This window comes from Paenibacillus polysaccharolyticus (genome assembly GCF_023714295.1).
Lineage (GTDB): Bacteria > Bacillota > Bacilli > Paenibacillales > Paenibacillaceae > Paenibacillus > Paenibacillus polysaccharolyticus_A.
This window is the reverse complement of the sequence record NZ_JAMAUN010000005.1, coordinates 240372-260018: the sequence shown is the minus strand read 5'-3', so window position 1 is coordinate 260018 and position 19647 is coordinate 240372. Positions and strand designations below refer to the sequence as shown.

The 19647-nt window shown below is 47.7% G+C and carries 17 protein-coding genes; 6 read left to right on the top strand and 11 right to left on the bottom strand.

Annotated elements, in window-relative coordinates; translation table 11 throughout:
• Nucleotides 1-13: 13 nt before the first annotated feature.
• The 5 genes from M3629_RS15335 to M3629_RS15315 form a co-directional block, all read right to left on the bottom strand.
• Nucleotides 14-1003 (bottom strand): alpha/beta hydrolase, encoded by a 990-nt coding sequence (locus tag M3629_RS15335; protein ID WP_251507896.1) that lies wholly within the window; start codon nt 1001-1003, stop codon nt 14-16.
• A gap of 131 nt (nt 1004-1134) precedes the next feature.
• The gene (locus M3629_RS15330) at nt 1135-2097 is read right to left on the bottom strand and encodes a hypothetical protein (RefSeq protein WP_251507894.1); all 963 of its coding nucleotides are present in this window, start codon (nt 2095-2097) and stop codon (nt 1135-1137) included.
• A gap of 306 nt (nt 2098-2403) precedes the next feature.
• Nucleotides 2404-4464: a hypothetical protein gene (locus tag M3629_RS15325; protein ID WP_251507892.1), complete on the bottom strand. Its 2061-nt coding sequence runs from the start codon at nt 4462-4464 to the stop codon at nt 2404-2406.
• Complete coding sequence (locus tag M3629_RS15320; protein ID WP_090917766.1) at nt 4418-5320, bottom strand: ABC transporter ATP-binding protein; 903 nt, start codon at nt 5318-5320, stop codon at nt 4418-4420. The genes M3629_RS15325 and M3629_RS15320 overlap by 47 nt, the downstream gene beginning before the upstream one ends.
• Nucleotides 5313-5702: a GntR family transcriptional regulator gene (locus M3629_RS15315; protein WP_090917764.1), complete on the bottom strand. Its 390-nt coding sequence runs from the start codon at nt 5700-5702 to the stop codon at nt 5313-5315. The genes M3629_RS15320 and M3629_RS15315 overlap by 8 nt, the downstream gene beginning before the upstream one ends.
• 1066 nt (nt 5703-6768) lie before the next feature.
• Here M3629_RS15315 and M3629_RS15310 point away from each other — a divergent pair.
• Nucleotides 6769-7602: a futalosine hydrolase gene (locus M3629_RS15310; RefSeq protein WP_251507890.1), complete on the top strand. Its 834-nt coding sequence runs from the start codon at nt 6769-6771 to the stop codon at nt 7600-7602.
• Nucleotides 7599-8441, top strand: coding sequence for a 1,4-dihydroxy-6-naphthoate synthase (locus M3629_RS15305; protein WP_251507888.1), 843 nt, complete (start codon nt 7599-7601; stop codon nt 8439-8441). The genes M3629_RS15310 and M3629_RS15305 overlap by 4 nt, the downstream gene beginning before the upstream one ends.
• 832 nt (nt 8442-9273) lie before the next feature.
• Here the strand turns inward: M3629_RS15305 and M3629_RS15300 are convergent.
• Nucleotides 9274-9906, bottom strand: a complete 633-nt coding sequence (locus tag M3629_RS15300) for a pyroglutamyl-peptidase I (RefSeq protein ID WP_251508138.1) — start codon at nt 9904-9906, stop codon at nt 9274-9276.
• A 334-nt stretch (nt 9907-10240) separates the two neighbouring features.
• The gene (locus M3629_RS15295; protein ID WP_251507885.1) at nt 10241-11242 is read right to left on the bottom strand and encodes a Gfo/Idh/MocA family protein; all 1002 of its coding nucleotides are present in this window, start codon (nt 11240-11242) and stop codon (nt 10241-10243) included.
• A 230-nt stretch (nt 11243-11472) separates the two neighbouring features.
• On the opposite strand from M3629_RS15295, the gene M3629_RS15290 reads away from it, so the two are divergent.
• From M3629_RS15290 to M3629_RS15275, 4 genes are all read left to right on the top strand, one after another.
• Complete coding sequence (locus M3629_RS15290; protein ID WP_251507883.1) at nt 11473-13227, top strand: AraC family transcriptional regulator; 1755 nt, start codon at nt 11473-11475, stop codon at nt 13225-13227.
• 201 nt (nt 13228-13428) lie between these two features.
• Nucleotides 13429-14400: a FecCD family ABC transporter permease gene (locus tag M3629_RS15285; RefSeq protein WP_221790753.1), complete on the top strand. Its 972-nt coding sequence runs from the start codon at nt 13429-13431 to the stop codon at nt 14398-14400.
• 14 nt (nt 14401-14414) lie between these two features.
• The gene (locus tag M3629_RS15280) at nt 14415-15458 is read left to right on the top strand and encodes a FecCD family ABC transporter permease (protein WP_251508136.1); all 1044 of its coding nucleotides are present in this window, start codon (nt 14415-14417) and stop codon (nt 15456-15458) included.
• Between the two features lie 63 nt (nt 15459-15521).
• On the top strand, nt 15522-16478 hold the full coding sequence (locus M3629_RS15275) for an iron-hydroxamate ABC transporter substrate-binding protein (RefSeq protein ID WP_251508134.1): 957 nt from the start codon (nt 15522-15524) through the stop codon (nt 16476-16478).
• A 206-nt stretch (nt 16479-16684) separates the two neighbouring features.
• Here M3629_RS15275 and M3629_RS15270 read toward each other — a convergent pair whose 3' ends face one another.
• The 4 genes from M3629_RS15270 to M3629_RS15255 form a co-directional block, all read right to left on the bottom strand.
• Complete coding sequence (locus tag M3629_RS15270) at nt 16685-17107, bottom strand: macro domain-containing protein (RefSeq protein ID WP_251507881.1); 423 nt, start codon at nt 17105-17107, stop codon at nt 16685-16687.
• A 59-nt stretch (nt 17108-17166) separates the two neighbouring features.
• Complete coding sequence (locus tag M3629_RS15265) at nt 17167-18105, bottom strand: TIGR02452 family protein (RefSeq protein WP_251507879.1); 939 nt, start codon at nt 18103-18105, stop codon at nt 17167-17169.
• Nucleotides 18098-18583, bottom strand: a complete 486-nt coding sequence (locus M3629_RS15260; RefSeq protein WP_251507877.1) for an NADAR family protein — start codon at nt 18581-18583, stop codon at nt 18098-18100. The genes M3629_RS15265 and M3629_RS15260 overlap by 8 nt, the downstream gene beginning before the upstream one ends.
• Nucleotides 18584-18666: 83 nt before the next feature.
• Entirely contained in the window at nt 18667-19575 is a 909-nt protein-coding gene (locus tag M3629_RS15255) for an NUDIX hydrolase (protein ID WP_251507875.1), read from the bottom strand.
• Nucleotides 19576-19647: the final 72 nt, after the last annotated feature.

Genomic DNA, 19647 nt, shown 5'->3' with positions numbered 1-19647 from the left:
TTTTTTTGTATCTTCAGTTTTCTTTTTTATGAGCCTGAATAAATTGCACGGATGCCTGTAGCGCCTGCTGCGCTGCTTCACTTCCCAGCTCGAACTGGTAATCATGTCCCAGCTTCTCCGAAGATGATTGAAAAAATAACGTTTCTGTCGTGACACCCTGCCGCTCTAGTACTTCCGCAAGTTCAATCGATTGTACGGTCAAAGGATCATCATTACCGGAAGTAATAAATGATGGTGGAAACGCGGCTGTAGCCTGAAGGACCGTTGACATTTCGTCCAGATGTGGATCATTTTCGTATGCTTTTCTTCCCGTATACGACCAGAGAAACGTTCGCATAAACGGAAAGCCTGTACTCTCGGCAGTACGCAATTGATATGGCCCACAGAACAAAAGTGTTCCTCTTAGCTGTTCAGATTCCACTGATGGCGTTATATTCATTTGTTTTGCCAGATTGGGATTCGTAAGCAGCGCCGCAGTCTGACTTGCAATCTGGGCACCAGCCGAATTACCAGCAAGAAACAGGTTGCTCGGATCACCTTGATATTCACTCACATGATCTCTGATATATGTTAGAGCCTGATTGGTTTGCATTACGGGCACAGGGTATGTCGTATTCGGCGCAAGTGCATAATTCATGCTGACCACCACATGACCACGTTTGCTTAACTGCACCGCATAATCGGCTATGTCTTTTTTATCACCCATAACCCAACCGCCGCCATGAACCCACAATATGACTGGCAAGGGTTTAGTTGCTGCGGAAGGATAATAAATGTCCAGCGTACTGTTGTTACGACCTCCATCTGCATAGGCCACATCGGTAACACGGGTTATCCCTTCCGAAATAAACGATGCCTTGTCGCTTTCATTTGTAGTAAACAATCCAATCCCTGTCTTTAGCAAAAGTACTGTTATTCTGGGTGTGAATTGTGAGCCTACTCCTACAACACCGATAATCAGGAGCAATAAACTGATGGGAATCCAGTAACGCTTTCGTTTCAAACCCGTTCTGCTCTCTATCTGCACCAGCCTGCACCTCGCTCCATGTTCAATGAATGGTTCTATTATAGAGGTGTACGCACCAGAAAAAATCTAGTTTCTCCCATGCAATTTTCTTGCAGGATCAGGCTCATTCATTTGGATCTGTTGTGGATTTCTTGGCTTACTGTAACGTAGATCGTAGACACCTTTTGCTCTAACGTGTGAATATGTTGGCTCGCAACCGTCCATCTCTCAGCAGAAGAAACCAGGGAATTCAGGCTACTCAGCACACGTGAAGGCTCACCTTTTTTTAGGGTTTGTTTAAAGTTACGAAGCGCATCCGAATACCGTTCTCTGGACAAACTGACTTGTTTCTTGGCCGTTTGTATCTGCTTTTTTACAGCATTTGTGCCATTTAACATCGCTCGCAGCCGCTTCACCTCCTTATTTTTCCGCTTCCGTGCTTCAGCAAGGCTCAATTTCTTCGCACGAATATCCTCACGTGCCAATTGCACCAAGGGTTTTAGCGTGTCAGCCTGTGTACGAATGGCCGAACTCCACTCTTTGCTCTGGAGAGCCTTGGAAGCAGACCATTGTTTGTTCAGTGAGCTATAAAGTTTGAATAAAGGTTCATAACGTGCCTGCGTAAGTTCCACTGACTTCTGAAGAGCAGCCAGCTTCGCTGCATCGGTATTACTGATTGCCTTTCGAAGCTGCACCAACTCAGTAGCGTTCGTTGTATGTAATTGCTTGATCTTTTGTTCCCACATCTCTTTTTGGGAAATCCATTTCCCGGTACTTTCGTATGTCTGTAGTAAGGAACGTTCCGTTTGCGCATCTGCCTTATTCACTACTGTATTCCAGGCTTTCTGCGCAGTAACATTCAGCTCAATCCCTTCACCGTGAACTGTTGTTGCACTACATATCATCCCAATGCCGTACGTTGCAACAAACATCACACTCAATCTTCTTAAAACCGAATGTCCGACCAGTAGCTTTAACCAAAAATGAAAAAACTGCACCCACATTGACTGCCTCTTCCACGTTTCCATTGGTTGTCGAGGCAACGTAAATTGCTCTACCAATCGTTTCTTCTCCGGTCTTAAATACATCATCCTTCTGCACCCCTTTTTCTCAAAATTAGTATGGAAGTCCGCGACACTATTCACCCTGTATATACCAATAATTGTTCCGTACAGCGTCCAGAGTAAGACTCCCTTGCAGTTCAAGACTCAACATCAGCGATCCGTTCGGCGAACGACAAAAAAGCACCCGCAAGTCAGGCCTATGCCTGCTCTTACGGGTGCTTCCCTCTTGAGCCGTTCCATATTAGATTCAGTGATTCAACGAATCGCTTAGATCTTCACTTTTTCAAATATATTCCACTTCATTCGTTTGGTCAAGCTGAAGTAAAGAAAAATTTAAAGATCGATTAGAATGGCTCTCATATCCTCGGTAAGATCATCCTCTTCTAACATCATATAGACGTTCTGGCCTTTATTAAAATTAAGCTTGATCTGATAGAAGATACCCTGATCGGTGTAGTAACCTGATCTTTGCCGCTGGAGCAACTGACTGATAATTTCTTTGTTCTTGGTGGCTACCTTCTTGTTTCCTTTTAGATTTTCATCTATGAATTGCGGGTCAGGATAGACATATATAGCTTTACCCGTGCTGTTAATCTCTTGTTTAATAAACTGGGCAGAAGCAACTTCATCTACAGAGACCTGCAACTGATCATACAATTTGTTCTCTTTGAGCCATGCAATTAAACGGGTGTAGGTTGGTTTAATCTCGTATGTGGAGCTAAGATTAGGTTGATCCAAAATCTGCTTGGACGATAATCCATCCCGGTAATCTTGATAAACCTCAGCTGATGCATACGACTCCCAATGAGATTTTTGATCTTCATACGTTTGATCTAAAATTTCTGCTTTCAAGAGAGCCTTGAACTCACGAATGAGCTGCGGGTTACTGATGTATACAGCACGATCACTAGTCAATCTTGACCGGATCCCAACGCTGCGAACGTCATCGTCGAGTGCATAGGTTCCATAACTGACTGCTTTATAATCTTCGAAGTTTTTCATATGCTCAAACTCTTGTTGAAAACGGCTCTCTTGAACGCTATATTGCCGTGATATTGTCTTTCCATTCTTCAATTTGTAGTCAACCCTGACGCTCTCTTGGTCAGGTATAATCCGGTTTTGTCCCTTCTCACTCAACGTCTGACGGGAATCTACAATTTTCTGATGAAGTGCAAGGACAGCATCAATATATCCCATGTCATTAGAGTAGAATTGTTCATCATCCAGCTTTACAATCTGATTATCTACATAGATCGTATGGTCCCCGCCAATTCGAACCTTCTCGACGTTGTCTTTCGACGGCACATTTGTCGCATAACCATTCCAGTCTGCCACAGGCACGTAAAGAATAAGTGCAGTTGCAATTCCATATACAGCAAACTGTGGTAATAAGCTACTGTTCCAGATCAGCCAGGTTTTGCGAATGATCATCTCAGCTCCAATGTACCCCGCAACGCCTCCAATGATGTAACCTGCAACGCCCCATATCCGGGAATCGCCTGGGGAAATCATTGAGAAATAAGCGCCACTAAGCAATACAATCGTGAACATAAATCCAAAACGGAAGATTGGTTTGACAATGCGAAATGCAATGGCTTGGGTTGCCGATTCTACATGGCGCTTACGGTAAAAGAGATACGATAGAACGATCATAAGTACGGTCATCCCAGCGTAAATACTAAGTTCGCCCCATCCAGGAATCGCATAACTGAAACTGCTGACGCGGGAAATAGGAGAAATAGTCTCGATTTTGAAACGAAAAATGTTCTCCGGATAACCAAACAAAAAACGCTTCAGATGCAGTTCAAAGACTCCCCAAAAGATTACTGGAATTAGGCAGATACCGTATACGGTCAGACCCTGTAGAATAGATTGCCCGATACACATCCCTACCGCAACTGTCAGCGTAAACATGAACAGAGAGACAATGCTTATGGTTACTCCCCACATCCAGATTGCACTGTCGTTAAAAACATAAGCGGGTTCATTCAGAGCTACGGACATCCACTTGGTAACTCCAGCCGTAATCCAGATGGGGACCAGAATCATTACATATCCAGTCATCAGGTTCATCGTGAGCAAATGTCTACGCTTCAGCGGCAGGCTGTGATATACATCCGCAGGCCCCCCTGCTTGAATGTAACGGAACAGGAACAAAGCCATCACAACCGGCACCGTAATTGCAAGAAACCAATGAAACTCCCCGTTTACTTTAAATAGAGTACTAATCTCCTCCGTATAATCTCGATACTCTGTGCCGATAAATAGCGGAAGCGTTAATAATAACAAGAGATAAACAATACCAAGCCATCCGTGCTGCCTGAAATTTTGGTACAGGATACCGCGGTTAAAGTATAATTGGTTGAATGTCATACCCGGCACCCTCCATTTCATAGATAAAAATCTCCTCCAGTGTCAGCGGCAACACATCCAGCAGATACGGATCGTGCAAACGAAATTGCGCCGTAACATCTTCACGATGACCTTTAACAATATACAAAGAGACACTTCCTCTTTTTTCTTCATGCATAATATGAACCTGTTCTTTCAATAAATCAGCATGATCCGGGTGGCGGAAGGCAACCTGAATCTTGTGTGTATCAGACTTAAGGTCATCCAGATCCTTCTGCACGATAATTTGGCCTTTGTGCATGATGGCTACATGGTCACAGAGATCTTCGATCTCCCGCAAATTGTGGGATGAGATGATAATGGTCACCTGACGCTCCGCCGCTTCCTGAAACAAGAGGTTTTTGATCTGCTGGCGCATGACAGGGTCGAGTCCATCAATCGGTTCATCCATAAGCAACACCTCAGGCATACAGCTGAGTCCCAGCCATACCGCAGCCTGACGGCGCATGCCTTTGGACATGCGATGAAGCTTGCGTTTTACATCTAATTTGAAGACAGCCCCGAGTTGGTTGAAACGTTCCTCACTCCAGCTTGGATAGATTGAGCGGTAGAATGCAGCCATATGCGTAATCGAAGATTGCGGGAAAAAGTTTGGTGAATCTGCCATGAAAATAGTGCGGCCTTTCAGGTCTAAATTTTCGTATACCTCGGCTCCGTTAATGCGCACTGTTCCACGGTCTTGACGATAAATACCGGCAATGATTTTGAGCAACGATGTTTTGCCTGCCCCGTTGGAACCGAGTAAACCATAGATCGACCCCTTATTTATGTACATTGTTACGCCATCGACAGCCTTTTCCTGTTCAAAAGCTTTAACGACTTGATTCAGCTCAATCATGGGGCACCTCCTTCTCTATACGGGCCATCGCTTCTTCGAATAAAAGAGTCATCTCCGCCTTGGATAAACCGGAAAACGAAGCTTCGGCAATCAGTTTCACCAAGGATTCTCTGATCTCGTCTTTCATAGCCTCCTTCGGATGTTCCACAGATGGTGATACGAAACTTCCTTTACCCTGCACGGAATAAATATAACCTTCTCGCTCAAGCTCACGGTATGCCTTCTGAATTGTATTCGGGTTCACGGTGAGCTGTGTTGATAATGACCGAACGGAAGGAAGCTGCTCATCGGGTTTCAGAATACCGTATACGATCATTTCTTTGACTTTATCGACCAGTTGCTCATAGATCGCCTTCCGGCTACGTACATCCAATTCGAACATCCCGCACCTCCTTTCTTAACTTAGTATGTCGCCTTGCTTGTTTTGCTGTTAGTGTACTCTCGGTGTACTATCTGTACTACTATTAATAATACAGTTAATACAGTTTGTCAATCTTTAACTTTAACTCCATGCGTGAATTAGGGAACAGCAAAATGTTTATAAAACCAATCCATATGGTATAGTTGACATATAAAAAGAGCGCAAAAAAACGATCATGTTATTTTTTAAAAAATCAGAGGGATATTCCTTTGGGCTGGTGCGAACATGTTCTAAACTGGACTTGGTACGAATAAGCTCGAAAGATTGTTTTGCACCTGCTCCTTCGTTATGATGAGTTACAATGGCTTAGTATGAGTTAGGATGAATTAAAGATGAGGTATGAAAAGGTATGACGAGATATGAACAAGGTCAGTGAGGGTGAGATAGAGAGGTAGTTATGAGTTAGAGAAGTGATGAGTTAAAATGATAGAATGAGTTAGGATGAGTCAGGGTGGGTTAGGGTGAGGTGGGAAGAGCTAAGATGGGATGAGTTAGAGTTAGAGTCAGTGTGAGTGTGATGAGTAAGTGTGAGTAAAAGTATGGCGGAAAGATTTCATTTTGCTAATCGCTATTCGCTGTTCCGGCTTTTGGAAAGGACATGATCGTGTTTGTAACTTGTCCACTTGTCGTGTACATTTGGGGATTTTGTTTATCAAAAGGTGGACACTTTTCTTAAAAGAACACACTTCACCTACCAACCTACATATAGATCAAAAATAACAATTTTGATTTTCCCATCTATATATGGTGTTACAATCATTAGCGGAGGGACATGCTCTTTTGGAGAGTACTGTCCACTCTTTGAAAGACAAAAAGAATGAATTTGTTTCCATACAGTGGACATTTATATACGTATAAGTGTATGGTTACGAGTTTGAGTTCGGGTTATGTGTGTGTGTATGCACACGAATGATGAATTTTTGCAAAATACTAAAGTAGATAGCCTTCTAAACACTATCCGTATGCATGCTGGGCTTGGCAACGCCGATCTATCTACTATTACAATTAAAATCGAGGTAAACAACTCATGAACATAACAAAAGGTACGATTTCTGATAAGGCCGCTTCTACAGCCGCTCTCTCCGCTTCTTCACGCATACTGATTGTAACGGCTGTGGACGCGGAAAAAGACGCCATCCTTCGCGGCTTGGGTGATGATGCCGCAACACAGTTTGATGTTATTGCAGCGGGCGTTGGCCCTGCCTCGGCCGCTGCCGGAACTGCCGCTGCCCTAGCTTTCGCTTCAGCAGCGGCACGTGAACTGGCGCACGGCAAGGCCGCGCCAGAGGAACTTGATGCGGCGCAAGGCACAGCCGCATCTTCAGGGCCGGGGCCCGTTGCCGGGACAGGCGCCAGATCAACAGCCTATGGGCTGGTGATCAGTGCCGGCATCGGCGGCGGGTTCCCCGGCCGTGCAGACGTCGGCTCCCTCGTGGTAGCCGACGCCATGGTTGCAGCCGATCTGGGCTCGCAGACGCCAGACGGCTTCCTCTCTGTGGACGAGCTCGGATTCGGCTCGTCCCGTGTGGCTGCGGACGCGGTGCTTGCCGCGCGCCTGCGCCATGAGCTGCAGCGGGCAGGGCTCGCTGTCAGCGGGGGCACTGCGGTCACCGTGTCCACGGCGACCGGAACCGCGCAGACGGCCGCGGAGCTACTGCGCCGCGTGCCGGATGCTGCCGCCGAAGGCATGGAAGGCTTCGGCGTAGCAACAGCTGCGCATCAGTTCGGCCTGCCGGTGCTCGAACTGCGTGGCATATCTAACGCGGTCGGTCCACGCGACCGCGACGCTTGGCGCATCAAGGATGCCCTGGATGCGCTCCAGGCAGCAAGTTCTATTTTACGGGAGGTTATTACATCATGAATATTGCTTTTTCCCCTTGTCCTAACGATACTTTTATCTTTCACGCTTGGGTACACGGTCTGATTCCTGGTGCACCTGAGCTTGACGTTCGCTATGCGGATATCGATATAACGAACGGTCTTGCTGCAAGTCCAATTGGACCAGACATTCCGGAAGTGATGAAAATCTCTTATGCAGCGCTACCTTATGTATTGGAAAACTATGCTTTATTACCTGCTGGCGGTGCTCTGGGCAGAGGCTGCGGCCCTTTGGTTTTAACAGCTGATGGAACAACTGACCCGTCATACTTGTCTGGACGACGTGTTGCCGTACCAAGCGAGCGCTCGACAGCCTATCTGTTATTCCGTCTATGGGCCGCGCAAAATGTTCCTGGCGGTGTCGGTGAAATTGTCGTCATGCCTTTTGATAAAATTATGCCTGCCGTTCGTGATGGTCAAATCGATGCCGGGCTGGTTATCCATGAAGCACGTTTTACGTACCAAAACTATAACTTGCAGCTGATGACTGACCTCGGCAACTGGTGGGAAAATGACACAGGCCTGCCGATTCCGCTCGGTGCCATTATTGCCCGACGCGATCTGGATGCTCACGCATTGGCCGGCTGGGCACGTGCCTCTGTGGAGTACGCTTGGGCTCATCCTGAAGAATCGCAAACATATGTCATGGAGCATGCACAAGAGATGGACCCCAAAGTAGCCGCTCAACATATCGATCTGTACGTCAACGAATTCAGTGCTAATTTGGGTGAAGACGGTTATGCTGCGATTACGGCCCTGCTTGGTCGTGCCATGCAAGAAAAACTTGTTCCCGAGTTTGACTTGAACTTGTTAAAAATCTAAACTTCACGTTGCAATGCTCTCTATCGGCTGGTATTGGAATGTTTCCATGTTGTTTAACTCTGAACTTAGCCGGAGCTACTACTCCTTAAGGTTTTGACCTATCTTTTATGTACCGTCTATCTCTAACGATCCTGACAGACCTTATTTGACTCATTTTTGCAGTCTGCAAATTCTAACGATCACCAGAAACCTTATTTAGCCGAAAATGGTCCTTTTTCATCTCAATCTGGTCTATTTCGGTGAAATAGCGTTCCTACGGATCGTTAGAATTCTAAAACCGCCAAATTGGTGTAAATAGCGTCTGTGGGGATCGTTAGAAATTGCGCCAGATAGTCATGCAGTATCATTGGCCCTAACACGCCGTAAGATTGAGTCTACACAAGGTTTCCACCCTCATATTGGGTACTAGCTCGTAAAACTCCCCTATGATTGGGAGATATTATGTGTAAAAACCAAACTAATCAAATACGAGTAGGGCAAGTCTTCTCGCCACCTTTGTGACGTATTGGAGTTGCCCTTTTATTCGTTGAGTTGGTTTATCAGTTATGGCTTGCTTATAGCCTATGGTTTGTTTGTGGGTTACCTGGTTGTTGATTGTTTATTAGTTTATTGATTACCTAGGTTATTGATTTCCTCGTATTCGTTTCCTCGTTGTATCGTTGTATCGGTTTGGTTGTTAGTTTGGTTTGTTTGTTGTTTGTCGCCAGGTTATTGATATATTGTTTGCCTCGTTATTAGTTTATCATTGTTGGTTGCCTGATTAGTGTTGATTGTCCGGATCCGCTTTTTGTTGGTTACCTAGCTATTCGTTACTGCTTGATATATCGGCAGTTTAATTACTTGTTTCCTTCTCCGACATAACCGTGCGAATCATCGATCGCAGTGCATCCAGCATCACTGGAAGTGGCAGAGATGGGACAGAAGGTGCCTGCACAGCCATTTCTGTCGAAGCCGGAAAATGAACAAAGCCTGCTCGCACAGACAACTGTTGCAACCGAATATAATCGAGTATCCGGTACATCGTGTTATTACATATATACGTTCCTGCCGTATTGGATACCGTTGCCGGTATACCCGCAGCCGTCATATCATTGACCATCGCCCGGATGGGCAAGGTGGAAAATAAACCATCGGGACTTCCGGCTGCAATCGGCTCATCCACAGGGCGCTGCCCCTGATTGTCCGCATAAGATCCGGGCGGAATGTCCTTCACATTAATGGCGATGCGCTCTGGCGTAATTGCCGTTCTACCTTTTGCCAACCCGCAGGCAACAACAACATCCGGCTGAAAGGCCTGCATCTCTGCAATCAGCATGTCTGCACACTCATCAAAATTCACAGGTAGCAACACGGTTTTTAATACTGCTCCCTCGATCACCTCATGCGCTAATGCTTCCATTAACGCTCCCGTCGGATTGACAGCATCACCGCCAAAAGGCTCAAATCCCGAAATCAGAAACTTTATCAACTGCTGCACTCCCTCCCGATGGAAAAATTCAACTGCTACAGCCTACTTCGCCTAATTGAGTAGCTATTTATTACTCACTCTTCCGTTATACAACTGCAAGGCTTGTACAACTCCAGCGCCCCTTTTTAACCAACCCGCCAACCCTTTGTTTATCTCTGCGAATACAACAACAGATGCCATCACGATAAACTAACTGGACTACATCACTTAAAGAAAACACTCGCCATAAGCGTGGGACTTCTCACACGCCCGGCATTTCCAGCGTTCCATCCAGCTTGCGTGTATCTAAGTCACTATAAATAAGGCCTTTCCCATCACTAGCCAGCGACACTTACTCCAATCTGTAGCGCAATCCCCACTGCCGCCGAACCGTATCCATCAGCTTCATGATCTCTAGGGATTCGTCCAGTTTCATGGTATTACTCTCTGTTCGACCTTGCAGAATGCAACGTCCCGCCTCTTCTGCTTCAAATGCGTACCCGAGACAAGTCCGATCATCCACAAACTTCTCTGGCTCGTCCTGTCCGTTCACATGTAAATAAGCTTCTTTGCCTGCGAGGAAAAAAGGCAGACGAATTCGGCCCTCCGTACCATAGATTACCGCCTCATTGTTCAGATTCAAACGAATGGCACCGCTTAGTGACGCCGAACGCCCCTCGGAATAAGACAACAATATAGAGAATTGCTCGTCCACACCCGTTTCCCCAATGTGTGCTGTGCTCCATACATGTTGAGGTTGTTCACCGAAGATCATCGACGCGAAAGAGATCGGGTAAACTCCGGCATCCAGTAGCGCACCACCGCCCAGATCGGGATTAAGCAGCCGCCCCTCCGGCTCCCAGCCGATGCGGAATCCAAAGTCTGCCTGCACCATCCGTACTTCACCAATACGACCTTCCGCAATCCATGCCCTTGCCTGTACAATCGGCGGCAGGAAGCGTGTCCACATGCCCTCCATCAGGAAAAGTTTCCGTTCTCGCGCCGTTTCCACGAGCGGCTCCAATTGACGTGAGTTCATCGTAAACGGTTTCTCACAAAGTACCGCTTTGCCTGCTTCGAGGCAGGCCATCACATTTTCCTTATGTACCGGATGCGGCGTTGCCACATAGATGATATCCACCTCAGGGTCTCGCAGCAATTCATCATATGAAGCGTAAGCGCGTTCAAAACCATATTCGGTTGCAAATTTCTCCGCACTACCTGCGGTTCGTGAACCAATCGCTGCTTTCACCGCATTCCCCGCATGTGCCAAATCCTTGGCAAACTGGGATGCAATCCATCCCGTGCCCATAATGCCCCATCGTACCTTATCCTGTCCCGCTGTCTGTGTCATACGTACATCCTCCCTACTACCAATTTGCGTATTACAAGGTTCATGATTCAGACCAGCCAACATGGTATCTCTCTTATTTTACCAAAAAGAAACGTTTTCGTCAGAAAAGCTTGCTTCCCTTTATCACATTTCAATTCCGCAACAGATTTGCTAAGATAACTTGGAGACATACCATGAGCACATGTACCCTATTGAAGAACACAATGATCCCAATGAAAGGAAGGTACGCCATGATCTCTGAGCCTAATGAAGGCCATAACCGCATACCTTCAGATGACGAACTGACTGTACGCCCTAGCGGCAATTTAAATCATATAAATACACGTGCAACGGCTCGCAATGAACTGCACCAGTTCCTGGATCATGCTTTGGTTGAACTTAGACGGGCAGAGCATGTTAACACACAGCAGCCTTTCCAGTGGCAGACGGACGAACTCCCGCATCATACCTTCATCTATATGCATCGCTTCACGGGAACACAGATTGTGGATGCCGAGCCATCCCGTGTTGTTCGCAAAGCGGCCTGTTTGTACCCACCCGGAACCCGTCTTGAACTTGTGTCGGATGCAGATCATGATACGGAGTTGTACATTCTTGAATTTGACCTGTTTCGAGTGACGGAGAAAACAGAAGCGAAGCGCATCTATGAACGTGAACTTCATTCACCTGTTGCCGGATGGATTCGAGGGCCCTTTTACGGCATTCAACGTATCGCTACCCAACTGATCGAACTTACACATCCCGATAACGAAACAGCATCCCGTGAAATCAAAGCACAATTGTTATTAACCGAACTACTCTATTTACTCTGGCCTGAAGAAAATTTAAGCCCTGCCGAGGAACAGGGACAGGATGATCCCGAGTACTGGTTAAAATCAACATTACAATATATACAGCAGCATTATATGCACGAGATTAAGCTGGATACCCTGGCCGAACTGGCCGGCATGCATCCGTCCTATTACTCTCAACTGTTCAAAAGCCGGATGCACAAAAATCCTATCGAATATATTACTCATTTGCGTATGAACCGGGCGAAGGAAGTGTTACTGACCTCCGATCTGCGTATTCGTGATGTCGCCCGTGAGGTCGGTTACCGTGACGAGTTTTATTTCAGCAGACGGTTTCGTAATTATGCCGGCTACGCACCAACGGCTTATACCAAGCAAGTTCATCGTAACATTGTATCACTTTCTTATCCCTATACCGATCACCTGATGACACTTGGCATCACACCCTGTGCAGCACAGATTCAAGGCCATCTGCCACATCTGCCCCGTTCGCTTACCATGCCTTTTCATGCCTATGAACCGTGGGAACAAGGGCGGCAGGCATTTCTCGATGTGAATCCCGACCTGATTCTGACCAAAGATAACGCTACGGCTAAAGCGATGGAACATATTGGTGATGTTGCACCCATCATAACCATTCCATGGAACCAGACCGACATGTTCGGCCATTTGGAACAGATCGCTTCGATTGTAGACCGGACTCAGGCGGCCAAAGAATGGCTGGACAAGCATGAGCGCAAAGCAGAGCGTGCACGCAAGAAGATCAAAGAACAGGCTGGCGGCCTCACTGTAGCTGTAGGTACATTAACTGCCAAAGGGCCGCGGATGTACAGCCACCGGAACTTCGGTCATGTGTTTTACCGGACGCTACAACTCGGCGCACCTCAGCGTATTCAGGCGGAACTGAACGGCAAGGCTCCCGGGATCGGCTTCAACTGGATGCCTTTCACACCCGGAGAATGGGACGGTCTAGAAGCCGATGTGCTTGTGCTTGCGACAGACAACCTGCATCACCCGGCAACATTGTTGCAAAAATTAAAGAATGATCCGCTATGGAACAGCCATCCCGCCGTCCGTAGCGGCCGTGTGCATCTTGTAGATTGGAACGCTTGGGTTGTGTACGCTCCATATTCCATTAACATCCAGCTTGAGGAAGCGCTCTCGATGTTGACGAACAGGCCCGCACTTTTGTAATCTAAAAAATGTCCATTTCCCAAATCTTAATTTATGCCATGTACGGGCCTGGATTAAGATTTTATAATATTCACTAATTGATAATGATAATCAATAACAACGAAAGATGTTATTTGTTATAAAGGAGTGACCCGTATCCAACATCCGGGACTGCCTCATCGCCCGTCCAAGACTCAACGATCCGCAGTCACCGTTGGGCTAATGTTTCTGTCTGCCATCGCGATCCTGCTGATCAGCATGTTTGTTGCCATCTCATTAGGAGCCAAAGGCTTAACACTGGAAACCGTGTGGACAGCCATTTTCCAGTACAACCCGGTTCTGACACCGCATCAGATCATTCATGAATTGAGACTGCCACGCGTGCTTGCTGCCGCTGTGATTGGAGCAGCTTTTGCTGTAGCCGGAGCCTTGATGCAAGGCATTACCCGTAATCCACTGGCCGACACCGGCATCCTTGGCATTAACGCTGGAGCAACGTTTGTCGTCGCATTAAGCTTTGCGTTCTGGCCGGGATTATCTTACGGATGGATTATGCTTTTATCGTTTATAGGAGCCGTGCTCGGTACATTGCTCATCTTCCTGCTTGGCATGGCTGCTCCCGGAGGGCTTAGTTCAATCAGACTCACGGTTGCGGGTGCAGTCATTGCTGCCATGCTCGGTTCTCTGAGCACAGGAGTAGCCATTTATTTTGATCTGAGCCAGGATCTGGCCTTCTGGTATGCGGGAGGTTTTGGAGGAATAGAATGGCGCCATCTAAAACTGATTCTTCCGGTGTTGCTGCTCACACTACTATTCACCATGCCGCTCGCACGTCGTGTTTCGCTGATGTCTCTGGGGGAAGAGGTCGCCATTAATCTCGGGATGAACCTGCGCTGGACTCGCTTTCTTGCTCTTGCCGCTGTCGTTGTGCTCGCAGGGGTGTCCGTCTCCGCTGTAGGTTCGATTGGATTTGTAGGGCTGGTTATCCCTCATATCTCCCGTAAACTGGTTGGCGTAGACTATCGGTTGATCATTCCGATGTCTTCGCTGCTCGGGGCGATTCTACTTGTGCTCGCTGATCTCGGGGCACGTATCGTGAATCCGCCTCAGGAACTGGCGGTAGGTATTATGGTCGCTTTTGTCGGCGTACCGTTCTTCCTCTATCTGGCCCGTAAAGAAAGGAGGGCTTTGTAGTGAAGAAACAGGGAATGAAACTCCTCTTCAGATCCCCTTTAGAGAAGTTTAATCAAACCTCTCGGGGCAAAAGAGCCGTACTTATCAGCTCTGTTCTGCTGTGTCTCGCAACATTGGTGATTCTCATCAGCCTCAATACAGGCACAGTTCGCGTATCCCCATTGGCCGTGGTGCAGACCTTGCTGGGACAAGGGAGCGAACAGGATCAGATCATCCTGTTTGACTACCGATTGCCCCGCATTCTGGTCACTGTTCTGGCCGGAGCTGGATTGGGCATTGCAGGTGCTGCGCTGCAAGGCATTACACGTAATGCACTTGCCGATCCGGGGATTCTGGGCTTGCATGCCGGGGCGGCTTTTGGGCTAATGTTTTTTGTCAGCCTGTCGTTCAGCATGGATACCTCAGTAGCACTGTTGATTCCACTCTTTGCTTTTGCCGGCAGTGTAGCTGCAGCGCTGATTATTATGCTACTGTCCTATGACCGAAACAGCGGCGTATCACCAATTAAACTGATTCTGGTCGGCATTGCTGTTGCTGCTGGATTTCATGCGCTTACGCTCTATCTGTCACTACGTCTCGACGAGGACACGTATTCCTTCGCTTCACGCTGGCTTGCAGGCAGTGTGTGGGGGCGTGACTGGATTCATGTACAGGCTTTGCTACCTTGGACCGTGATCTGCATTGCCTATATCTGGAGCCGTTCCAAAACGTTGGACGCCTTCCATCTAGGCGATGCCGCCGCCACCAGCATCGGCACACCTGTGCGTTCGCGGCGTATTCTGCTTCTGCTCTGCGCCGTTGCCTTATCTGCGGTCAGCGTATCTGTGGCTGGAGGTATCGGCTTCATTGGGCTCGCTGCCCCGCATCTGGCCCGTAGACTGGTCGGGCCACTGCACCGGCACTTGATTCCCGCCGCCGGGCTGATCGGCATGGTGATTCTGGTAACGGCCGATACGGTCGGCCGGACATTATTTGCACCAAATGCCATACCGGCGGGTGTTGTTGTAGCCGCGATTGGCGCGCCCTATTTTTTATACCTGCTGGTACGAACGAAATAAAGCTTATCCAAAATATGAATTTCATCCATGAGATGTTTAAGGAGAACGCGAATTATGTTTATGTTGAAGAAAAATCTTATGCTTATGCTAACGATCAGTTTGGTGCTGGTACTTGCAGCCTGCGGAACGGCCAAGACGTCCACATCGGGCGCGAACGATTCAAACACCAATGCTAACACAAACACCTCCGCAGACGCTTCAAATAGCACTGCTGCTTCAGGTGCACCACGTATCGCTTCCATGTCCATCCACCTGACCAATGATTTGCTGTCCCTCGGGATCACGCCTGTCGGTTCTGTCATCGGCGGGGAAGCAAAAGGTTTCCTGTCCCATGTGGCTGATCGCCTGAAAGATACAACGCCGCTTGGCCCGGTCAAGGACCCTGATATGGAAGCACTGCTTGCACTTAAACCGGATGTCATCTATCTGGATGAGGAATTCTCCGGTGACGATGTGGCCAAATTCGAAAAAATTGCACCTGTACATGTGTTCAATCTGGACAACGGCACATGGCGGGATCACCTGAAAGAGATTGGCAAGCTGGTAAATCGCGAGAAAGAAGCGGAGCAGTATATTCAGGACTACGAAACGGAAACAAAGGAAGTTCAATCACTGATTCATGATCAGATCGGTGACGGCACTGTCATGGCTATTCGTGTCACAGCCAAGGAATTACGCGTATTCAGCACACGCCGTCCCATGGGCCCTATTTTGTACGATGATCTCGGACTGACTCCAGCCAAAGGCATCAAAGACATGGATACCTCCAAGCCATATCAGGTTGTATCCCGTGAAGTGTTGCCAGACTATGATGCCGATGCCATCTTTGTCGTGGTTAACTCGGATGACGAAGCACAAACGATGTTCAAAGAGCTGCAAAGCAATCCAATCTGGCAAGGGCTGAAAGCGGTCAAAGCAGGTCATGTGTATCCGATCGGGGCACAGCCTTGGCTTGATTATTCTTCCATTGGGAACAAGATGGCTATGGATGAAGCAAAAGAGATGTTTTCCAAAAAATAAACCCAGCTTCGCCTATTCATAAAAACAAAAAAACCTCGCTTCAGTAACGGAAGTGCGATTGCGAGAGCACAGGGCATATGATTCATGCTCCGAGCTTAATGAATACAGGGATCAGACTTCGTAATAGTCTTACTCCCTGTACCTCGCACGCTTCCTTACCCAGCTGAGGTTTTTTCTTTTAGATACAGCATACCGATTGTACTCGATCATACTGTGCATACAACGATTTCAATATCCATCTCCGCAAACGTATTCTGAATAATTACGCTGACCTTCTCCCACTTCAATCTGTCCAACCCGCAACCGATTCGAGGCATAGCCAGTCCAGTAATTCCCTGTTCTAAGCAGACATCCCGCATAGACTCAACCGCCTGGGTTAATGATGCATACGTAGGTTTATTCGAAAATTTGGCTTTGGTCACAAGATTCAGCGTCCTTCCAACCGGATAACATCTCCCAATCTCCAGCGGCTCGAGCTTCGCCTGCTCCTGAAGAGTCTGTAGGTCAAACCGCTCTCTGAATTGCACCGCGATTCCTTTACCCATTCTCGCATCGGCGGATATGCAGTGTGCCAGCGCATAGTGATCCTCTAGTTCAAACAAATCCTGCTGTCGTTCATGAAATTGCAAGTTAGTTCCCCTTTCTATGACATGACGTCCTTGCTTTCTCCTGCTTCACCTGCTCACACTCATGCTAGCAGACGCTTGAAGGTCTCCCACGTTCGCTGTCCTGCACTCCGGTCATATATGGCAAATACGATGTGATCAAAGTAGTCCCTGTATCCTTCTTCATCCAAAACCTCGGCAAAATACGATGCCACCTGTGCCGGTTCATTCCGGAACACACCACAGCCAAAGGCCCCAAGTACGATAGTTCTATGACCTTGTACAGCGGCAACCTCCAATATATATCGAATGCGTTGCTTCATGACCGACTTGATCTCTGCATCTGTTGCTTCCTTCCGCTCTTTGACTACACCTGCATTTACCGCTGGAGCGGTGATAAAGGCCGTTGTGTAATATTGATCCAGCAATCGGTCGTAGTCGTCACGGATCACGGGAACATCTGGAGAATAGATCATATGGTCTGAATAGAGGCACGTACGTTGCTTGCGATTGTACTCATACATCTCTGTCATCTGGGCAATACATGGATATAGCCCTGTTGCCCGTGCCAAGCTTTCCTCCTGAGCCTGACTTCCACCAAGGAAACCACCACCCGGATTTTTGGCCGATGCAAAATTCAGACAAACGACATCCGTTTTGCCTTCCTCCAGGGTTAGACGCGCTGCTGCTGCCAGCGTCGTTTCACCGGTTACTTCCATCCGGGCCGGGTTTCCTTCTTTGCGCAAGTTCTCCCCTAGTTGAGAAAGCTCCGCGGGCCTATAGAGAACTGAATTTTGAATGGCTTGCTCCATGTCTTTCTTGATATGAACAGCACGATCATATCCGTTTACATACACGCCTTCCTCCAGAATCTCCAGCGTCTGATGTGCTATACGTGAACGTCCGGAACGGGAGCTAACGCCAGTCTTATCTGTTGATGCGTTAGAATTACGAGACCCGGTGGTCGTATTATTTGAATTACTGATGTTGTTGTGTTTGTTTGGTTTATCGAAGTTACTCATGTCGATCCCTTCCTATCTCTTCTCTCAGACGAGTAAGAATCTCACCTAGCCAGTTCGTTCCTCGCCATGTTTTTCGGTTACGAATACGCGGATCTTCCTCCGCCAGCCCCACACCCCAGATCCGATCATCCGGGCTTGCCTCTACAAGTGTTGTGCCTTGGGTGGCGAGCAAAGCCGCCAGTAAATCCTCGTTCTGTGTAAATTTTGCCTGATTGCCTTCATAGACAATGCGCTGGCACTCGCTTTCCCATATGGTGTGGTCGAAACCTGTGACCTGGCGCCCCAGCTTTTTTTGCACCGAAGCCGAACGGGTCTTCATGATTTTATCCGCAATCTGTTGATCGCCAAAGAGCAGTGCTTTCTGATGCATCATATATTGCTCTGCACTTGTATACTGAACCCCGTCCACCGTAAAATCAGCCTTAAACCACTGGGAGAACGGCGATGCTGTCTGCCAGAAAAACGTAAACTTTTCCATACATATCACCTCTTAATCGTTCCATTCCAAACGATTGCTTACATCCTTCGGATTGAACTATTTCTACTCATGACCAACTCCAACTACAGTACTTCTCTCTCCGGATTTAATCGGTACAGCCGGGATGGCCGATGACCCGCACTGCTTGTATATTCCCCCGTTTCAATCACCCAGTCTGCCATTTTGCGCCGAAATGCAGCTGCAAGCAGTTTTCTGCCGCTAATAATCTCATACACTTTCTGCAACGCCGTTAACGTAAATTTCTCCGGCATCAGATTAAACGCAATATCCGTATATTCAATCTTGGAACGCAGCCGCTCTAACGCATAATGTATAATCTGGGCGTGGTCAAACGCGATCCCTTGAACATGCACTATACTCAATTTACTGTTCCGCACGCGCCCCTCTACCTGCTCTTTGGTTTCTACGACGGCGGACAACTGTTCTGTTTCATTGCTCAAAATAAGTTGCAATCTGCGCTCTGTCACCCGTCCGCGTTCATGAATATGACGTTTCTCTTCGATGAGCTTCTGCTCTACCCGGAACCAGCTTGCATCGCTGGCATCATCACCCGCCTGAAGCTCCAGCTCACTGCTGTCCACCAAAGCCATGTAAGAGCAACTAATGACCCTTGTACGCGGATCGCGCCCTACATCTCCCCATGTATACAGCTGCTCCAGATAGATATCGTCCAGTCCCGTCTCCGTCTGTAATTCCCGCCGGGCAGCATCCTCCAGTGATTCATCCATGGAGACGAATCCTCCTGGCAGCGCCCACTGCCCGAGGTATGGATGACCGCCCCTGCGAATCAGCAGCAAGCCAAGCTCCGGTTCCGCCAGCTTGCGGTAATTTTCCTGTTCTCCGCTTCGGATCGTAAATACAAGCATATCCACAGTAACCGAGGGACGTTCGTAATCTCCGGCATCATAGGTTTTTAAAAACTCTTCCTCGCTAATGTTAACTGGATCAAACGCTTTGTCTCCATGAGACATGGTTCATACACCTCATTCTGTTATTAACAATATGTTATTAACAAATCGTTAATAACAATGTAGCATACTCGT

What these genes read in the sequence shown, in the direction of transcription:
- M3629_RS15320 (WP_090917766.1), bottom strand. Translation starts at nt 5,320, where the DNA reads ATGATTGAGCTGAATCAAGTCGTTAAAGCTTTTGAACAGGAAAAGGCT.
- M3629_RS15305 (WP_251507888.1), top strand. Translation starts at nt 7,599, where the DNA reads ATGAATATTGCTTTTTCCCCTTGTCCTAACGATACTTTTATCTTTCAC.
- M3629_RS15325 (WP_251507892.1), bottom strand. Translation starts at nt 4,464, where the DNA reads ATGAAATGGAGGGTGCCGGGTATGACATTCAACCAATTATACTTTAAC.
- M3629_RS15255 (WP_251507875.1), bottom strand. Translation starts at nt 19,575, where the DNA reads ATGTCTCATGGAGACAAAGCGTTTGATCCAGTTAACATTAGCGAGGAA.
- M3629_RS15315 (WP_090917764.1), bottom strand. Translation starts at nt 5,702, where the DNA reads ATGTTCGAATTGGATGTACGTAGCCGGAAGGCGATCTATGAGCAACTG.
- M3629_RS15265 (WP_251507879.1), bottom strand. Translation starts at nt 18,105, where the DNA reads ATGAGTAACTTCGATAAACCAAACAAACACAACAACATCAGTAATTCA.
- M3629_RS15290 (WP_251507883.1), top strand. Translation starts at nt 11,473, where the DNA reads ATGATCTCTGAGCCTAATGAAGGCCATAACCGCATACCTTCAGATGAC.
- M3629_RS15310 (WP_251507890.1), top strand. Translation starts at nt 6,769, where the DNA reads ATGAACATAACAAAAGGTACGATTTCTGATAAGGCCGCTTCTACAGCC.
- M3629_RS15330 (WP_251507894.1), bottom strand. Translation starts at nt 2,097, where the DNA reads ATGATGTATTTAAGACCGGAGAAGAAACGATTGGTAGAGCAATTTACG.
- M3629_RS15280 (WP_251508136.1), top strand. Translation starts at nt 14,415, where the DNA reads ATGAAACTCCTCTTCAGATCCCCTTTAGAGAAGTTTAATCAAACCTCT.
- M3629_RS15295 (WP_251507885.1), bottom strand. Translation starts at nt 11,242, where the DNA reads ATGACACAGACAGCGGGACAGGATAAGGTACGATGGGGCATTATGGGC.
- M3629_RS15260 (WP_251507877.1), bottom strand. Translation starts at nt 18,583, where the DNA reads ATGGAAAAGTTTACGTTTTTCTGGCAGACAGCATCGCCGTTCTCCCAG.
- M3629_RS15285 (WP_221790753.1), top strand. Translation starts at nt 13,429, where the DNA reads ATGTTTCTGTCTGCCATCGCGATCCTGCTGATCAGCATGTTTGTTGCC.